16 protein-coding genes are annotated in these 16881 nt (G+C 59.9%); 8 read left to right on the forward strand and 8 right to left on the reverse strand.

The window, feature by feature from the left end:
* Positions 1–176: 176 nt before the first annotated feature.
* The gene (locus V5E99_RS07290) at positions 177–2228 is read right to left on the reverse strand and encodes a putative bifunctional diguanylate cyclase/phosphodiesterase (RefSeq protein ID WP_499801833.1); all 2052 of its coding nucleotides are present in this window, start codon (positions 2226–2228) and stop codon (positions 177–179) included.
* A 1165-nt stretch (positions 2229–3393) separates the two neighbouring features.
* On the opposite strand from V5E99_RS07290, the gene V5E99_RS07295 reads away from it, so the two are divergent.
* Positions 3394–3642: a DUF6124 family protein gene (locus tag V5E99_RS07295; protein ID WP_499801834.1), complete on the forward strand. Its 249-nt coding sequence runs from the start codon at positions 3394–3396 to the stop codon at positions 3640–3642.
* 201 nt (positions 3643–3843) lie between these two features.
* On the opposite strand, the gene V5E99_RS07300 is transcribed toward V5E99_RS07295, so the two are convergent.
* The 3 genes from V5E99_RS07300 to V5E99_RS07310 form a co-directional block, all read right to left on the reverse strand.
* On the reverse strand, positions 3844–4440 hold the full coding sequence (locus V5E99_RS07300; protein ID WP_499801835.1) for a superoxide dismutase: 597 nt from the start codon (positions 4438–4440) through the stop codon (positions 3844–3846).
* Positions 4441–4617: 177 nt separating this feature from the next.
* Positions 4618–5220 (reverse strand): LysE/ArgO family amino acid transporter, encoded by a 603-nt coding sequence (locus V5E99_RS07305; RefSeq protein ID WP_499801836.1) that lies wholly within the window; start codon positions 5218–5220, stop codon positions 4618–4620.
* A 6-nt stretch (positions 5221–5226) separates the two neighbouring features.
* Positions 5227–5628 (reverse strand): ACT domain-containing protein, encoded by a 402-nt coding sequence (locus V5E99_RS07310; RefSeq protein ID WP_499801837.1) that lies wholly within the window; start codon positions 5626–5628, stop codon positions 5227–5229.
* A 96-nt stretch (positions 5629–5724) separates the two neighbouring features.
* Here V5E99_RS07310 and V5E99_RS07315 point away from each other — a divergent pair, with 96 nt between their 5' ends.
* The 4 genes from V5E99_RS07315 to V5E99_RS07330 all read left to right on the forward strand — a co-directional run bounded on the left by V5E99_RS07315 (position 5725) and on the right by V5E99_RS07330 (position 9626).
* Positions 5725–6618 carry a LysR family transcriptional regulator ArgP gene (locus tag V5E99_RS07315; RefSeq protein WP_499801838.1) on the forward strand — a complete coding sequence of 298 codons (894 nt, stop codon included), beginning with the start codon at positions 5725–5727 and terminating at the stop codon, positions 6616–6618.
* A gap of 54 nt (positions 6619–6672) precedes the next feature.
* A complete protein-coding gene (locus V5E99_RS07320; RefSeq protein ID WP_499801839.1) occupies positions 6673–7665 on the forward strand; it encodes an NAD-dependent epimerase/dehydratase family protein in 993 nt (330 codons plus the stop codon).
* 119 nt (positions 7666–7784) lie between these two features.
* Positions 7785–8633: a hypothetical protein gene (locus V5E99_RS07325; RefSeq protein WP_499801840.1), complete on the forward strand. Its 849-nt coding sequence runs from the start codon at positions 7785–7787 to the stop codon at positions 8631–8633.
* Positions 8634–8777: 144 nt separating this feature from the next.
* Positions 8778–9626, forward strand: a complete 849-nt coding sequence (locus tag V5E99_RS07330) for a cache domain-containing protein (RefSeq protein ID WP_499801841.1) — start codon at positions 8778–8780, stop codon at positions 9624–9626.
* Positions 9627–9711: 85 nt separating this feature from the next.
* Here the strand turns inward: V5E99_RS07330 and V5E99_RS07335 are convergent, their stop codons facing one another.
* Both V5E99_RS07335 and pobA read right to left on the reverse strand, forming a co-directional pair.
* Positions 9712–11226: an MDR family MFS transporter gene (locus V5E99_RS07335; protein ID WP_499801842.1), complete on the reverse strand. Its 1515-nt coding sequence runs from the start codon at positions 11224–11226 to the stop codon at positions 9712–9714.
* Between the two features lie 78 nt (positions 11227–11304).
* Entirely contained in the window at positions 11305–12489 is a 1185-nt protein-coding gene (gene pobA, locus V5E99_RS07340) for a 4-hydroxybenzoate 3-monooxygenase (RefSeq protein ID WP_499802016.1), read from the reverse strand.
* A 188-nt stretch (positions 12490–12677) separates the two neighbouring features.
* Between pobA and V5E99_RS07345 the strand changes: the two genes are divergently transcribed.
* Positions 12678–13574, forward strand: a complete 897-nt coding sequence (locus tag V5E99_RS07345) for a helix-turn-helix domain-containing protein (RefSeq protein WP_499801843.1) — start codon at positions 12678–12680, stop codon at positions 13572–13574.
* A 9-nt stretch (positions 13575–13583) separates the two neighbouring features.
* Here the strand turns inward: V5E99_RS07345 and V5E99_RS07350 are convergent, their stop codons facing one another.
* Entirely contained in the window at positions 13584–13805 is a 222-nt protein-coding gene (locus tag V5E99_RS07350; RefSeq protein WP_499801844.1) for a hypothetical protein, read from the reverse strand.
* A 93-nt stretch (positions 13806–13898) separates the two neighbouring features.
* Positions 13899–14804 carry a LysR family transcriptional regulator gene (locus V5E99_RS07355; protein ID WP_499801845.1) on the reverse strand — a complete coding sequence of 302 codons (906 nt, stop codon included), beginning with the start codon at positions 14802–14804 and terminating at the stop codon, positions 13899–13901.
* Positions 14805–15111: 307 nt separating this feature from the next.
* On the opposite strand from V5E99_RS07355, the gene V5E99_RS07360 reads away from it, so the two are divergent.
* Positions 15112–15993, forward strand: a complete 882-nt coding sequence (locus tag V5E99_RS07360) for an MBL fold metallo-hydrolase (RefSeq protein WP_499801846.1) — start codon at positions 15112–15114, stop codon at positions 15991–15993.
* Between the two features lie 153 nt (positions 15994–16146).
* On the forward strand, positions 16147–16761 hold the full coding sequence (locus V5E99_RS07365; protein WP_499801847.1) for an NAD(P)-dependent oxidoreductase: 615 nt from the start codon (positions 16147–16149) through the stop codon (positions 16759–16761).
* Positions 16762–16881 lie beyond the last annotated feature (120 nt).

The raw sequence follows: 16881 nt of genomic DNA on the forward strand, positions 1-16881 counted from the left end.
AACTGCGACATAATGCAAATCTTTCGCATTATGTGTAAAGGGTGTGCTTGGAAATATTTCTTATTCGCAGGGTTGTGGTGCCGTAGATCAAAAGATCGCAGCCTTCGGCAGCTCCTACGGGGAATGCAATCCATGTAGGAGCTGACGAGTGAAACGAGGCTGCGATCTTTTGATTTTTACAAAATCGCCGCGTTACTGCGCTGGGCCTGCTTTAAGTAGGCACTCAACTCCCGCGCCGGCAGCGGCTTGCTGTAGTGGTAGCCCTGACCTTCGTGGCAGCCTTCGGAAATGATGTAGGCCTCTTGCTCGGCGGTTTCCACGCCTTCGGCAATCACCTGCATGCCCAGGCTCTTGCCCAACTGGATGATCGCCCGAACGATGGTCGCATCGTCGTCGTCGTCGAGCAGGTCCTGGACGAAACTCTTGTCGATCTTGATCTTGTCCAGCGGCAGGCTTTTCAGATAGCTGAGTGATGAGTAACCGGTGCCGAAGTCGTCAATGGCGATCAACGCGCCGGAGCGTCGCAGGCTCAGCAGATGCTGGGCGGCGGTGCTGATGTCTTCCATCAGGCCGGTTTCGGTGACTTCCAGCTCCAGGCTGCGGGGCGGCAGGCGATAGATCTGCAAGAGGTTGTTAACCACCCGTGGCAACTCGGCGTGGTGCAATTGCACCGTCGACAGGTTGACTGCCATGCGCAGGTCGGCGAACCCCTGGTCATGCCATTCGCGCAACTGTTTGCAGGCCTGGTCCAGCACCCATTCGCCGATGGCAATGATGGTGCCGTTCTGCTCGGCCAGCGGGATGAACAGGTCCGGTGGAACCAGTCCATGTTCGGGATGCTGCCAGCGAATCAACGCTTCGACCCCCACCACCCGGTGATCGCGGTAGCTGATTTGCGGTTGGTAGACGAGGTAGAACTGATTGCGGGTCAGGGCGTCGCGCAGGTCTTTTTCCAGTTCGCGGCGCCGGCGCATTTCGCTGTCGACGCTGGCGATATAGAACTGATAACGGTTGCGCGAGCGAGTCTTGGCCAGGGTCATGGTCTGCTCGGCTTTTTGCAGCAACTTCTCGGTGCTGTCACCGTCCTCGGGGAACAAGGTGATGCCGATGGTGGCGCGCAGACGGATTTCCTGGTGATCGAGGGCAAACGCCGCTTCCAGGTCATCAAGAATGCTTTGGGCCAGCTCGGCAGCTTCGTAGGGTTGTTCGATATCGGCCTGGACCAACGCAAACTGGTCGCCCCCCAAACGGGCGAGGGCGCCGAGGCGACCACTGTGGGCGCGCAGGCGATCGGCCAGGGCCAGCAGCAGTTGGTCGCCGGTCTGGTAGCTGAATTGTTCGTTGATGCCTTTGAAATCGTCCAGGCCTACTACCAGCACCGCCACCCGGCGCTGCAACTTGCCGGCGTCCACCAGGATTTTGTCCAGTTGTTGCTGCAATTGCTGACGGTTCGGCAGGCCGGTGAGGAAGTCGTACTGGGCCATGCGCAACAGGCTGTTTTCCGCTTCGTGGCGCAGATGGGTGTTGCGCTCGATGGATTCGAGCAACTGGTTAGCGGTGTTGATCCAGATCCCCAGTTCGTTCTTTTCGTGACCCTTGAGCTGCGGGATCTTGTGTTCGCTGGGGCGGTCGGGGTTGATTTCGGTCAGGTGCTCGATGATCCGCGACAGCGGTTTGGTCAGCAGCCAGTGGTAAACCAGGTACAGCACCAGGCCCATGGCGAGGGCGCGCAGCACCCCGGAAATAAAGATGATCACCGAACTGACGATGAACCCCTGGCCGTAGGTGGCGGTGTCGAGCGTGATGCTCAGGTCGCCGTAGTACTCGCTGTAGGGCCCGCGACCCACCAGTTGTGTGGTGAAGGTGCGTTCCTGGCCAAGGATCAGGTCGGTCAGCCAGCGGCTGTTGGAGTGCTGCAGCTCGCGGGATTTTTGCGCGAGCATGGCTTCGTTGGGATGGCCGATGGAGGCCTGGCGCACGGCGTCGTCCTGGAACAGGCCTTCGATCACCTGCATGCCCATCTCCCGGTCCAGGCTGTAGACGGCCTGTGTCGAGGGGTCGCGGAACATGTCGAGGATGCGTTGGGCATCGCCGGCCACGGCCTGGCGTGTTTTGTAGGCATCGAAAACGATCTGCGCGCAGCTCAAGACTACGCCGACGATCAATGCCGACAGGAGCACGACCCGGAGCAACTTCACCGACAAGCTGTTCTTGAGTTCCAGCTTCAAAGGGTTATTCCTTGTTCCGTGCGGGTAGCATCAAGTTGCCATGAGTATTGGCAATCCCGTGATGGCAGTCAAAGGGACAATGAAGCTCAGGGCGATTTGCCTGTGGCTTGGCCAATATGCTGCTGTTTTGATTATTTGTCCTGTTTGTACTGTGTCGGTAGTTTTGGCCTTCAACTTGAGGCGGTTGGGGACTATTTTTCTTCTTGGTTGATGTTAGTCCGCTGTGGCTCTGGGGCAAGGGGGTGTTGGCTTGTTTCATCGTAGGAAAATGGGATTTGGCTTGGCGGCCTTTGGGCCGACCATGTTCTGGGTGATTGTGTACATATCCGTTGCTGCGGTAACGGCGGCTTAGGGTTTCGCCCTTACGGCGACTCACTTTTTTTTCAAACGCCAAAAAAAAGTAAGCAAAAAAAGGCTCGCCCCGAGCGTCCGGCCCCTCGCTTAGGCTCGGCGTGCCTTCGTTCCGGTGTTCATCCGGGGGCATCGCCTCCGGTCGGCTTCGCTTCGACCTCCTCTCGATGTGTGCGACTTCGTCGCACGGCGCTACGCGCCCACCCCCAGATGAACACCTCCACTCAGCCTCCCGAAGGGGCGGGTAGAGCAAGATCAAGAGCTGCAGGCGAGCTAACGCTCGGCCTGATGAGTGGTTAGAAGCGGGGGCGTACACCGAACCTTGTAGGAGCAAGGCTTGCCCGCGAAGGCGGCCTGACAGCCGACCATTCTCTTTTGGCTGTACGTCTTCCCCTGTAGGAGCTGCCGAAGGCTGCGATCTTTTGATCTTGATCTTCGTCGGGCCTTACGACGCCAAAAGATCGCAGCCTTTGGCAGCTCCTACGGGGCGGGTGTGTTTAAAAGTTTTTGGAAGTTTCAGAAGCTTCCCACGAGGTTTTCAGGTTGCCCGTAGGAAGTCGGTTTAATAGTCTTTGGCTGTCGCTGACATCTCAGCGATCGAGTGTGAGAACCCGGCAACTTATGGTCATACAGCGCTCGTACACGCATAATTGCCGCCAGCTTATCCTGTCGTAAATGCGTTATGGCGGCTGTGTGCGGGCAGACTTAGGTCTGGCCCGGGTGTCCATAACCGGTTTCTCACCCCGCACATAGCTGCCACCTCTTCGCCGCGTGAGAACGGTAAGTGGTGGCCCTCAACGCGTGAGGGATTTTTATGGATAAATTAATCCCAGACCCACCCTACAAATCCAACCCCATGTTCCAGGTTTCCCAGGACATGAACTTCGAAACCCTCCTGGCCCACGCCTGTGAGTCATTGGCTTCGGCAAGTGTCCTGGCCAGTGATTTCGCCACCTACCTGAGTGGTTCCCAACGCAGCACCGCGCTAGCCATTGCGCAGGTCGTCATGCTGGCGGATCTTGCCGTGAACAGGGCATTGGATATCGTCGATCCGCAGGACTAGGTATTTCGTCAGGTTGACCGTGTCATCGTTCTTCGCGGGCAAGCCTCGCTCCTACAGGTTATGTGTCGTGCGCATAACCGCGATTCAATCCAAACCCTGTAGGAGCGAGGCTTGCCCGCGAAGGCGTCAGAGCAGGCAACACCTTTCCTGAGCCCATAAAAAAACCCGACCTAAGCCGGGTTTTTTTGTCTGGCATCGAGCTTAAGCGGTGAAGGTTTTGCCTTCGAACTGCTCAGCCACGAATTTCCAGTTGACCAGGTTCCAGAACGCTTCGACGTATTTCGGACGAACGTTGCGGTAGTCGATGTAGTAAGCGTGTTCCCAGACGTCGCAGGTCAGCAGCGGGGTGTCGCCGTTGGTCAGCGGGTTGCCGGCGCCGATGGTGCTGGCCAGGGCCAGGGAACCGTCAGCCTTTTTCACCAGCCAGCCCCAACCGGAACCGAAGGTGCCGATGGAGGTTTTGCTGAATTCTTCTTTGAACTTGTCGAACGAACCGAACGAAGCGTTGATGGCTTCAGCCAGCGCGCCGGTAGGTTGACCGCCGGCGTTTGGCGCCAGGCAGTTCCAGTAGAAGGTGTGGTTCCAGACCTGAGCGGCGTTGTTGAAGATACCGCCCGAAGAAGATTTAACGATTTCTTCCAGGGTCTTGCCTTCGAACTCGGTGCCAGGCACCAGGTTGTTCAGGTTCACGACGTAGGTGTTGTGGTGCTTGTCGTGGTGAAATTCCAGAGTTTCCTTGGAAATGTGCGGCTGCAGGGCATCGTGTGCGTAAGGCAGCGGCGGCAATTCGAAAGCCATGATGATTCTCCTAATCAGGTCAGTTGCGGTGAGCGCAAGGCCGATCACGGGCGGCCAGACAAGCGCCGGGGAGTTTGTACTCTTTGCGGCGCATCGAACCGGATCATAGCACCGGGGGTGCGGCATAACCACGCAACAACTGTGTGGAATAGAGGTTCCAGAGCCTTTTGGAATAAATCACGCACTGATGATTAATTGCGCCGCCACGGTAAACATCATCACCGCCACCAGCAGGTCGAGAATCCGCCAGGTGCTCGGCCGCGCCAGCCACGGTGCAAGCCATGCGGCGCCGAGCGCCAGGGTGAAAAACCACAGCAGCGAAGCACTTGCGGCGCCGACGACGTAAGCGCCCGGTTCGGTCTGTTGTGCGCCGAGGGAGCCGATCAGCAACACGGTATCCAGATAAACGTGCGGGTTGAGCAGCGTCACCGCCAAGGCACTGAGCATCACCGCCCGCAGCGAACGCACGGTCTGGTTTTCGCCCTGTTCGAGGCTCTGTTTCGAGAAGGCCCGGCGCAGCGCCTGGCTGCCGTACCAAATCAGGAACACCGCGCCGCCCCAACGTGCGACGGCCAGCAGGGTCGGGTTATGCGCCAGCACCGTCGCCAGGCCGAACACGCCAGCGGCCACCAGCAGCGCATCGCAAACGACGCACAGCGCCGCGACCGGCAGGTGGTGTTCGCGGCGCAGGCTTTGCGCCAGCACAAACGCATTCTGGGTGCCGATCGCCATGATCAGCCCTGCCGCGACCAACAGGCCGTTTACATAGCTTTGCCACATAACGTTCTACTCCCCGTTGGCGGCCAGATCCCGCAGCACTTGCATGGCGCGATCAGCGTCGGCCTGGCCGACAAACAAATGGTCGTGGTAATAACCGGCGATCACGTTGCAACTGATCCCGGCCTTGCCCAGCGCCGTGGCGAACGCGGCGGTCAGACCGACGGCTTCCAGGGCCGAGTGCACGTTCAAGGTGATCCACGCAGCGACATAGTCGAAGCTGAAACCGGCCTTTTCGGCGTGGGACTTTTCCAGAATGACCGTCAGGCCTTCCTGTTCGCGAAAGCTGCCGATGATCTCCAGACCGGTCGGCAGCGTGCCGTCGCGCAGGGTGCAGAACACGTATTCGCCGACGTTGAGTTGCGGGCTCATGCTGCGCAGCAGGGTTGCCAATGATGTTTCGCCAGCCATGTCGGTGTTCCTTGTTCAAGAGTTCTTGCTGGCCATTCTCCGGCCCGACGCTGTATAAGAAAAACCAATAGTGCTGATCGCTCATTAGGAAAACTGATGTTCGACTATAAATTGCTTTCTGCCCTGGCCGCCGTGGTCGAGCAGGCCGGGTTCGAACGGGCCGCCCAAGTGCTGGGTTTGTCGCAATCGGCGATTTCCCAGCGGATCAAACTGCTGGAGGCGCGGGTCGGCCAACCGGTGTTAGTGCGAGTCACGCCGCCGGCGCCCACCGAAATCGGTCGGCGTTTGCTTAACCATGTGCAGCAGGTGCGCTTGCTTGAGCGGGATTTGCAGACGCTGGTGCCGGCGCTGGATGAAGAAGGCCTGCCGGAACGCCTGCGCATCGCCCTCAATGCGGACAGCCTCGCCACTTGGTGGGCCGAAGCGGTGGGGGATTTTTGCGCTGAGCAACATTTGTTGCTGGATCTGGTCGTGGAGGACCAGACCGTGGGCCTAAAACGCATGCGCGCCGGGGAAGTGGCGGCGTGTGTCTGCGCCAGCGAACGCCCGGTGGCCGGGGCTCGCAGCGTGTTGTTGGGCGCGATGCGTTATCGGGCGTTGGCCAGCCCGGCGTTCGTGGCCCGGCATTTTCCGGATGGTGTGCGCGCCGAACTGCTGCCGCGCACCCCCGCGCTGGTGTTTGGCCCGGACGATTTCCTACAGCATCGCTACCTTGCTTCCCTGGGCGTGGACGGCGGTTTCGAACACCATTTATGCCCCTCGTCCGAAGGCTTTATCCGCCTCACCGAAGCCGGGCTCGGCTGGGGCCTGGTGCCGGAGCTGCAGGTTCGCGAGCAACTGGAGCGCGGCGTTTTGGTGGAGCTTTTGCCAGATAAGCCGATCGATGTGCCGCTGTACTGGCATCATTGGCGCAATGGCGGTCAGTTGCTGGGTTTACTCACTGACCAATTGGTACGTTCGTCGAAGCAATGGCTGGTGCCGTTGGACTGACGGGCAGCGTCAAGACTCACGCATTACGCAAAACGAAAGACATCGGAGCTCTACATGAAAATTCTGGTCACCGGCGCAAGCGGCTTCATTGGCGGGCGCTTTGCGCGTTTCGCCCTGGAGCAGGGCCTGGACGTGCGGGTCAACGGTCGCCGGGCCGAGGGTGTCGAGCACTTGGTGCGCCGTGGCGCCGAATTTATCCAGGGTGACTTGAGCGACCCGGAACTGGTGCGCGACCTGTGCTCGGACGTCGAAGCCGTGGTGCATTGTGCTGGCGCCGTCGGTTTGTGGGGCCGTTATCAGGACTTTCTCCTGGGCAACGTCCAGGTCACCGAAAACGTGGTCGAAGCGTGCCTCAAGCAACGTGTTCGGCGCCTGGTGCATTTGTCCTCGCCGTCGATCTACTTCGATGGCCGCGATCACCTGGGGCTGACCGAAGAACAAGTGCCCAAACGCTTCAAGCATCACTACGCCGCGACCAAGTTCCTGGCCGAGCAAAAGGTCTTTGGCGCCCAGGAATTCGGCCTCGAAACCATCGCCCTGCGCCCGCGTTTCGTCACTGGCGCCGGCGACATGAGCATTTTCCCGCGCCTGCTGAAGATGCAGCGCAAGGGACGGCTGGCGATTGTCGGCAACGGCTTGAACAAGGTCGATTTCACCAGCATGCAAAACCTTAATGAAGCGTTGCTCAGCAGTTTGCTGGCCGGCGGGTCGGCGCTGGGCAAGGCCTACAACATTAGCAACGGTTCGCCGGTGCCGTTGTGGGATGTGGTGAATTACGTGATGCGAAAAATGGACGTCCCGCAGGTCACGCGCTATCGCACCTACGGCCTGGCCTATAGCGTCGCGGCGCTCAATGAAGGCGTGTGCAAGTTGTGGCCGGGGCGTCCCGAGCCGACCCTGTCGCGCCTGGGCATGCAGGTGATGAACAAAAATTTCACGTTGGACATCAGTCGCGCCCGGCATTATCTGGACTACGATCCGAAAGTCAGTCTCTGGGCGGCCCTCGACGAATTTTGCGGCTGGTGGAAGGCTCAGGATATTCGCTGAACGGCGCAGGACCTGTCCCGACACTGAACCGAGTTCAGGGTTGAGGGTCAACCCAGGCGGCAGTGGGGGGTATACTGCGCCGCATCAAGCCATCACCGCGTTCCACAAAGGTTGACTCAATGTCCATGCGTAACGATGCCAACGACGATTTCGACGATGTTCCGAGCCTGCGTGCCGACGTTCACGATCACGATGAATTTCCCACCATTCCGGTCGTTCGTGAACGCACCGGTGCGCCTGCCCGCAGTGCGGCGGCGGTGAAAGTCAAAGGCCCGAGCACCGGGCCGCTGTGGGCCCTGGTCGGCGCGTTGTTCTTTGCCTTCGCGGGCCTGGCCTGGTGGAGCTTCCAGCAGATCTCGCTGATGGAGCAGCAACTGGTGGCGACCCAGGAAAGCTTCGCGCGGATCAGCGAGGAAGCGGCGGGGCGCTTGCAGGACATTTCCGGCAAGGTCGTGGCCAGTCAGTCCAACGTCAACAGTGACAGCGAAGCGCTGAAGCTGCAGATCAAACAACTGGAAAGCAAACTCCAGGACCAGAGCCAGGCCCAGCAAGGGGTGGTCGGCCAGACCAGCGACCTGGACAAGCGCCTGGCGCAAATGACCGCGCAAACCGCTGAGCAAACGGCGGCCAACAACCAGTTACAAGCTCAGGTCAAAGCCTTGAGCGCTGAATTGGCGGCCCTGAAAAGTGCCCCTGCCGACACCAGCAAGGTCGACGCCGAGCTGAAAAACCTCAACGCCGATATCGCGGCGCTGAAGAAGCAGGGCAACCCGAGTACGGCGATCGATCGTCTGGAACAGGAAATCGTCATCCTCAAGGCCCAGCAGGACAACCGCCCGGCGGCCCCGCAAGGCACGGCCAACACCGCCGAGTTCGACGCCTTCCGCGGCCAGACCACCCGCAACCTCAATACCCTTCAAGCGCAGATCCAGAATCTGCAGCAACAAATCAACGCCCGGGCGCAGTAAGCCCGGCCCGCCCTATTGTGGCGGGCGGGCCCCCTCGCCACAAAAGCTCAACGCACCACCCGCAAACTACGTTTTGCTGAATATTCATACATATCCCCAAGCCGTCTACGCTCTTGAAACATCAATAAGAACGAGGGATGCGTTATGGGGGTTGTGCATAAGATGGCCTGGGTGGTGGGGATGCTGTTGCTGAGCCTGGGCCAGGCTCAGGCCGCCACGGCGCCAAAGGATGACGGCCAGGCAGCCAGGGCCTTGCTGGAAAAGGCCTTGGCGTATTACCACGACAACGGCGACAAGGCTTTTGCGGCGTTCAGTCGTCAGGGCGAATTCGTTGACAAGGATCGTTACGTGTTCGTGGTCGACACCAACGGCGTGATGCTCGCCAGTGGTGGGCCATCCTCGGCGTTGATCGGGCGCGATGTGTCCGAGACGCTGCCGCCAGATCTGCAAAAAGCCTTCAAAGACGCCTTGAAAGTGCCGGAAGGCAACGGCATTCAGCAGGCCGAATACCGCTGGCAGAACTGGGCCGACGGCAAGGTCGAACGCAAGCACGTGTTCTATCAGCGCATCGGCCAGCGGATTCTGGCGGTCGGTTACTACCTGCCACGGGCTTCGGCTGAACAGGCGATGGCCCTGCTAAACAAAGCTGCCGTGGACCTGACCAAGGACGAGAAGGGCACCCTGACAGCGATCAACTCCCTCAAGGGCGGCTATTTGCAGGACGACTTGTACGTCTTCGTGGTGGACCTGGATAACCAGCGCTATGTGGCCCACGGCACCAATCTGCGGCTGATCAATACCGATTTCAGCAAGGTCAACGACCCGGAAGGCAAACCGGTGGGCGAGCCGATCCTGGCGCTGATCGCCAAGCAGGATTACGGCGAGTACGAATATCGCTGGAAGAATCCGGTGACCGGCAAGGTTGAGGACAAGCATGCCTACTTGAAGAAGGTTGGGCATTTTCTGGTGGCCGTGGGTTATTACAGCCCTTGAAGAGCAAAAGATCGCAGCCTTCGGCAGCGCCTACAAGGAAGCGTGTGCACCCTGTAGGAGCTGCCGAAGGCTGCGATCTTTTGCTTTAAAGAACCTTATCCTCCCGCCCACGCAACACCATGTTCGGCATCGCAATCGCCGCCGCCAACCCCAGCAACGACACCGCCGCACTGACCATCAGCAAATGCCGAAACGTCAGCAGCAGCTCCGCGCGTAAAGCGTTTTGCGCATCCCCCGGCGCGGCGTTCAAACCGTCGAGCAAGACATTCCCCGAACCGCCCTCGCCAACCGCCGAGCCCGCCAGGTGGGCGAAGCTCGAGTCCTGCAACAACGCCAGCAACAGCGCCGACATCAGCGCCACGCCCACCGCGCCGCCCAGCGAGCGAAACAGATTGGTGGTGCTGGTGGCCACGCCTATGTCCCGTTGTTCCACCGAGTTTTGCGTGCCGACCAACGACGTCGGGAATTGCATGCCGCTGGCGATTCCGCTGAGCAACATGAACAGGCTGCTCATCAGCACGTCTTGCGGCGCGCTGAACGCCATGCCGACAATCGAGATCGGCATCAACAGCGCACCGGTCAGGATCATCGGTTTGTAGCGCCCGGTCACCGAGGTGCGGCGCCCGGCGAAATACGCGCCAATCGGCAAACCGATCGCCAGCGGTAGCAGGTGCATTGCGGCGCTGTCGGCCCCGGCGCCGGTGACGCTCTGGAAGCGCAGCGGCATCAGCACGATCAAGGAAATGGCCTGGAAACTGGTGAAGAAAATCGTGCACCAGCAAAAGATCGCGTTGCGATTGGCGAACAAGTGCATCGGCAGCAACGGCTCCCGGGCGCGGCGCTCATGCCAGACGAACACCGCCAGCACCACCACCGCGCAACCGAGCAGCCCCAGCACTTCAGCGCTGCGCCACGAATGCCCCTGGCCGACCTGGGTGATGCCGAGCAACAGCGCGGTCAAACCGATGATCATCAACAGCGTGCCGAGGTAGTCGATGATCGGTTTGCGTTGCGGCACCGGCAGCCCCACCAGCGTGCGATTGGCCACCAGCCAGGCGCCGAGCCCCAGCGGCAGGTTGATCAGGAACACCCAGCGCCACGACAGGTATTCGGTCATGTAACCGCCCAATACCGGCCCGGCCACACTGGCCACCGCGTACATGCTGCTGAAATAGCCTTGATAACGACCGCGCTCCCGAGGCGGGATGATGTCGCCGATGATCGCCTGGCTGACCGAAATCATCCCGCCCGCGCCAATCCCCTGAAGGATTCGCGCCAGCACCAGTTGCTCCATGCTCTGGGCCATGCCGCAAAAGAACGACGCGATCGTGAACAGCCCCATGCCGAACAGCATCAGCTTGCGCCGACCGTACAGATCGCCGAGCTTGCCGTAGATCGGCACCGCCACGGTCATGGCCACCATGTAGCCGGAAATCACCCAGGCCAGCAGGCTGACGTCCTTGAACTGCGCGGAAATGGCCGGCATCGACACGGCGACGATGGTCTGGTCCAGCGCGCCGAGAAAGATCGCCAGCATGAGCGAGATCAGCACACTGCGAATGGCCGGTTTGGGCGTTTCAGGCTGGTTCAGATTGGTCACGATAAAACCTGCGGGCAGTGAGGGACCCGCAAGGAGCAAGGCGAGCGGGGATGCTCGCCAGTGTAAGTCGGTAGCAAGCTATTCGATAGCCTCGTATGGAAGCCCGACGTAATTTTCTGCAATGGTTTTTCGCCCGGCCTCGGAGTTGACGAAGTAGTCCAGCTCCGAGGCGCTGATGCGCTGGCTGAAGGCGTCGTGCTCGTCAAAGCGGTGCAGCATCGAGGTCATCCACCAGGAAAACCGTTCGGCTTTCCAGACCCGGCGCAGGCAGATCTCGGAGTATTTCTCCAGCAAGTCCACGCGGCCCTCGCGATAGACCTTCAGCAGAATATTGAACAACGTGCTGACGTCGCTGGCGGCCAGGTTCAGGCCTTTGGCGCCGGTGGGCGGGACGATGTGCGCCGCGTCACCGACCAGGAACATCCGCCCGTACTGCATCGGTTCGACGACAAAACTGCGCAGCGGCGCGATGCTTTTTTCGATGGACGGCCCGGTGACCAATTTGTCCGCCAACGCTTGGGGCAACCGGGATTTGAGTTCAGCCCAGAAACGCTGATCGGACCAGTCCTCGACCTGCTCCTCGGCGGGCACTTGCAGGTAATAGCGGGTGCGCGTCGCCGAACGCATGCTGCACAGGGCAAACCCCTGTTCGTGGCGGGCGTAGACCAGTTCTTCGTGGACCGGCGGCGTGTCGGCGAGAATCCCCAGCCAGCCGAACGGGTAGACCCGTTCGAAGACCTTCAGGCACTCGGCGGGAATCGACTGGCGGGCCACGCCGTGAAAACCGTCGCAGCCGGCGATGTAATCGCAATCGAGGCGATACATTTCGCCGTCCTTCTCAAAGGTGACGAAGGTTTCATCGGTTTTCATGTCGTGGGGGACGACGTTGCTGGCGCCATAAATCGTCTGCGCGCCAGCGTCCCGACGGGCGGCCATCAGGTCACGGGTGACTTCGGTCTGACCATAGATCATCACGGTTTTGCCGCCGGTCAGGGCCTGCAGATCGATGTGCACCTGGCGGCCATCGAGGGCCAGGTCGAAGCCGCCATGGACCAAGCCTTCGGCGTCCATGCGCTGACCCACGCCGGCCTGGCGCAGCAGCTCTACCATGCCTTGTTCAAGGACCCCGGCGCGGATTCGGCCGAGTACGTAATCGGGTGTCTGGCGTTCAAGAATGAGGGTGTCGATGCCAGCGTTATGCAGCAACTGACCGAGCAGTAAACCGGACGGACCGGCACCAATGATGGCGATTTGGGTTTTCAGCATTTTCATTGTTGTTATGACTCGCAAGCTTCACGCGACCAGAGCCGGTGAATGATTTTTATGGATCGAGTGCTTGCATTTTTCCCTTGCGAGTCGGTCAATTGAAGGTGAAAACTGAGCCGATACCTGTACATTCTGCCAATCGGTGCGATTATCGCCCCGTCTACTCCGAGGCCTGGATTGAAGTGATGAACAAGCCTGACCTGCCTTCGATTCCGGTGTTCAAGCTCTACGGTGAAAGCCTGGATTGGCCGACCCCGGACTTGCTGCACTGTGAAACCATTTCCAAACGCAGCCGCGAACATCAATGGGAAATCAAACCCCACCGCCACGCTGATCTGTGCCAGTTACTCTTCGTTTTCAAAGGTCAGGCAGAGCTTGAAATCGAAGGTAAACGCACACAATTGACCGAACCCGCGATGCTGATCCTGCCGCCGCTGTCGGTGCACGGTTATCGGTTTTCCGAGGACGTCGAAGGTTTCGTGGTGACCCTGGCTGCGCCGCTGGTGGCGCATTTGCAAACGCAACTGGGCAACACGGTGAACGCCCTGGCCCAGGCCGAAAGCTATCCGGCGGGCAAGGACGGCGAATACCTGAACAGTCTGTTTTGCGCCCTGCAAAGCGAATACACCGGCCATCAACCGGCCCGGGAAATGCTCATGCATTCGCTGGTCAGCGTGATCATGGTCTGGGTCAGCCGCCAGGTGCTGCAGCGCCGTAGCGCCAGTCAGCGACCGCAACGCGCCCGGGAATACCTCAACGGCTTTATTCAACTGGTGGAAGAGACCTATCGCCAGCACGTCAAGGTCGAGGACCTGGCCCATCGCCTGGGAATTTCCGTGTCCCACCTCAACGGCACCTGCCGTGAACTGGCGGGGCAGCCGGCGTTGCAGATCATGCACGAGCGCCAGTTGCTGGAAGCCAAACGCTTGCTGACTTACACCAGCATGACCATTTACGAAATGTCCGACGTGTTGGGGTTTTCCGATCCGACCAACTTCACGCGCCTGTTCCGGCGACGGGTGGGGATCTCGCCCAAAGCGTTTCGCGACCGTTTGAAGGCCGATCAGGACAGCGAGGCCTGACGTTCTTCGCTAGCGAAGGGCGTTGAGGGTCGCGCTGTGGGGAATGCAGCGTTCGTAGTTGCAACTCGCGAATTCACGGGGCAGGTTGCGCAGTTGCTCGACCCGCCAGGCAGCGGTGCCATACAGCGCCAGTGTCGCCGCGCAGGTGATGAAAATGGCGATGTATCTTCTTGTTCTGATGTTCATGGCGTTGACCTCTGAACGAATACCCTTGGGTACTTCTTTCAGCATAGGTCAAGATCAAAAGATCGCAGCCTTCGGCAGCTCCTACTGGGTGTACACCGCCCCAATGTAGGAGCTGCCGAAGGCTGCGATCTTTTGCTTTTAAAGCCCGATATCCCACGCCGGTTCTTCGGGGAACCGGAGCACCAGAAAGTCGAGCATGCTGCGCATCGTCGCCGGCATGTGTTTGCGTGAGGCGTAGACCGCGTACATGTTCATCTGCCGGGGTTCGGCGTGGGGCAGCAGGCGGATCAGCTCGCCGCTGTGGATGTGCACGCCAGCCTGATAGCTGGGCAGCATCGCTACGCCAGCGCCGGCCATGGTGGCGCGCAGCAATGTGCTGGCCTCGTTGGCGCTGATGTTGCCCTGCACCGGAACCGACACCTGTTCGCCGTCCTGCTCGAAATGCCAGAGGCTTTTGCCGAAGTAGGAGTGGGTCAGGCAATTGTGCAGGCTCAAGTCCTCGACCCTTTGCGGCGTCGGGTGTTCTTGCAGGTAAGCGGGGGAGGCGCAGATCACCGAGCGGCACACCGTCAATCGGCGGGCGATCAGATTCGGGTCCAGGTCGTTGCTGGTGCGGATCGCCAGGTCGATGCGTTCGTCCACCAGGTTCACCGTGCGGTCGATCATCTGCATGTCGATGCTGACGCCGGGGTAGCGCTTGACGTAAGCGGCCATGGCGTCCGCCAGTTGCGCCTGGCCGAACGAGGTGCTGACGCTGATTCGCAGCAGGCCACGGGGCGCTTCGTCCGGTTCGCTGATGGCCGCTTGCATGTCGGTGGACAGCTCAAGCATCTGCCGGCAGCGCGGCAGGATTTCACTGCCCGCCGCCGTCAGGCTCAACTTGCGCGTGGTGCGATGCATCAACCGGGCGCCGACCCAATCCTCCAGTTCCGCCAGATAACGCGACACCACTGGCCGCGACAGGTCCAGGTGATCGGCCGCCGCCGACTGGCTGCCCAGGTCCACCACCGAGACAAACACCTGCATTGCTTGAAGACGATCCATGATTTGCCCACTTTTAGAAACAAACTATGTTCAAGCATCGCATTTTTTGTACTGAGTCAGGCAACTAAGCTCTGTCCCCTGTCGGCGCGCGTAGGAGCTGTCGAGTGAAACGAGGCTGCGATCTTTTGATCTTTTGATCTTTCGCTTGAGACTCAAGTGAACTCGGAAAGATCGCAGCCTCGTTTCACTCGACAGCTCCTACCAGCTCCTACCAGCTCCAACAGAGACCTAACGGAGTTCAACAGAGATCCAACAGAGATCCAACATAGCCTTCGGCCAACCCGGGCCATTGACAACGGAGCAACAGATGATCGGTTTCACTGCACTCAAGCGCATTCTCTTGGCAACCGCCACCCTCGGTTTCGCTGCCCACGCCGCTGCCGCCTCGACCCTGACCCTGGACGTCTACAACCCGGGCGACAAAGCGATCTTCCCGGTGACTTCGGTACTGGTCAGCGGCGAAAAAGACGCGATCCTGGTGGACGCGCAATTCGGTAAATCCCAGGCCGAGCAAGTGGTGCAGAAAATCCGTGCCAGCGGCAAGCAACTGACCACCATCTACATCAGCCACGGTGACCCGGATTACTACTTCGGCCTCGACACCCTGACGGCGGCATTCCCGAACGCCAAAGTGCTGGCCTCGCAGCCGACCGTCGATCACATCAAGCAAACCGTCGACGGCAAACTGGCGTTCTGGGGCCCGAAAATGGGCTCCGACGTGCCGGCCAAAACCATCGTGCCGGGCGTGCTCAAGGGCGACAGCCTGATGCTTGAAGGGCAGAAATTGCAGGTCGTGGGCCTGGACGGTAAGCAGCCGGATCGCAGCTTTGTGTGGATTCCGTCGATCAAGGCTGTGGTCGGTGGCGTGGTGGTCGCCGAGAACATTCACGTGTGGATGGCCGACACTCAAACCGCCCAATCCCATGCCGATTGGCTGACGACGCTGCATTCGATCGAAACCCTGAAACCGAACACCATCGTGCCGGGTCATTACCTGGGTGAGAGCGCCCGCTCCCTGGCCGCTGTGAAATTCACCGCCGACTACATCAAGGCCTTCGACGAAGAAACCGCCAAGGCCAAAGATTCTGCTGAACTGATTGCAGCGATGAAAAAACGCTACCCGACCCTGGGCGAAGAAAGCTCGCTGGAACTGAGCGCCAAAGTCGCCAAGGGCGAGATGAAGTGGTAACCCAAAGTCTTAACTGACCCCCGTAGGAGCTGCCGCAGGCTGCGATCTTTTTTACAAGCCACATCAAGATCAAAAGATCGCAGCCTTCGGCAGCTCCTACGAAGAGCCGTCCGTGAATATGCCGATTGAACTGGATACCAACTGGAGAACGTCATGAGCAAAATCGCAATCATCGGGGCCACCGGTCGTGCCGGTAGCCAACTGTTGGAAGAAGCCCTGCGTCGCGGTCACAGCGTCACCGCCATCGCCCGCGACACTTCGAAGATCGGCCAGCGCGCCGGTGTGGTCAGCAAGAACGTCGACGCGCTGGATGCTCAAGCGCTGCAAGCAGCGGTGGCCGGTCATGACGTGGTGATCAGCGCTGCGCACTTCGCGACGTTGCCGGCCAGTGCAGTGATCGGGCCGGTGAAGAAGGCCGGGGTTAAACGTCTGTTGGTGGTGGGCGGTGCCGGATCGTTGTTGCTGCCCAATGGCGGTCGGGTGATCGACAGCGAAGGCTTCCCGGAGGCGTACAAGGCTGAGGCGAGTGCCGGTGCCTTGTTCCTGGAAAACCTGCGCAAGGAGCAGGAACTGGACTGGACGTTTGTGTCACCGTCGGCGGAGTTTGTCGAAGGCGAGCGCACCGGTAAGTTCCGGATCGGCAAGGATGATTTGCTGGTGAGCGCAGAAGGCCGCAGCTGGATTACCTTCGCCGATTACGCGATTGCGCTGCTCGATGAAGTGGAAGCGCCGAAGCATTCGCGCCAGCGGTTTGCCGTCGGCTACTAAGCCAGGCACATGATCCCCGTAGGAGCTGCCGAAGGCTGCGATCTTTTGACCTTGATCTTTTACAAACAACGTCAAGATCAAAAGATCGCAGCCTTCGGCAGCTCCTACGGGGGATTTCGT

Source organism: Janthinobacterium sp. LPB2021202312-11-4, from assembly GCF_037049705.1.
Classification (GTDB): domain Bacteria; phylum Pseudomonadota; class Gammaproteobacteria; order Pseudomonadales; family Pseudomonadaceae; genus Aquipseudomonas.